Annotated in this window: 1 protein-coding gene; it reads right to left on the bottom strand. The window is 34.1% G+C overall.

Going from position 1 to position 730, the window contains the following annotated elements; genetic code table 11:
• Window positions 1-42 precede the first annotated feature (42 nt).
• Window positions 43-717: an IS6-like element IS257 family transposase gene (locus HMPREF3031_RS08535; RefSeq protein WP_048787266.1), complete on the bottom strand. Its 675-nt coding sequence runs from the start codon at window positions 715-717 to the stop codon at window positions 43-45.
• Window positions 718-730 lie beyond the last annotated feature (13 nt).

Raw genomic sequence — 730 nt, 5'->3', positions numbered from 1 at the left:
AAAAAATATAGCTAACCACTAATTTATCATGTCAGTGTTCGCTTAACTTGCTAGCATGATGCTAATTTCGTGGCATGGCGAAAATCCGTAGATCTGAAGAGACCTGCGGTTCTTTTTATATAGAGCGTAAATACATTCAATACCTTTTAAAGTATTCTTTGCTGTATTGATACTTTGATACCTTGTCTTTCTTACTTTAATATGACGGTGATCTTGCTCAATGAGGTTATTCAAATATTTCGATGTACAATGACAGTCAGGTTTAAGTTTAAAAGCTTTAATTACTTTAGCCATTGCTACCTTCGTTGAAGGTGCCTGATCTGTAATTACCTTTTGAGGTTTACCAAATTGTTTAATGAGACGTTTGATAAACGCATATGCTGAATGATTATCTCGTTGCTTACGCAACCAAATATCTAATGTATGTCCCTCTGCATCAATGGCACGATATAAATAGCTCCATTTTCCTTTTATTTTGATGTACGTCTCATCAATACGCCATTTGTAATAAGCTTTTTTATGCTTTTTCTTCCAAATTTGATACAAAATTGGGGCATATTCTTGAACCCAACGGTAGACCGTTGAATGATGAACGTTTACACCACGTTCACTTAATATTTCAGATATATCACGATAACTCAATGCATATCTTAGATAGTAGCCAACAGCTACAGTGATAACATCCTTGTTAAATTGTTTATATCTGAAATAGTTCATACAGAAGACTCCT

The sequence above is a fragment of the Staphylococcus sp. HMSC072B07 genome, from assembly GCF_001815505.1.
GTDB lineage: Bacteria > Bacillota > Bacilli > Staphylococcales > Staphylococcaceae > Staphylococcus > Staphylococcus simulans.
The sequence above is the reverse complement of the archived record's forward strand: the minus strand, read 5'-3'. Positions and strand labels throughout refer to the sequence as shown.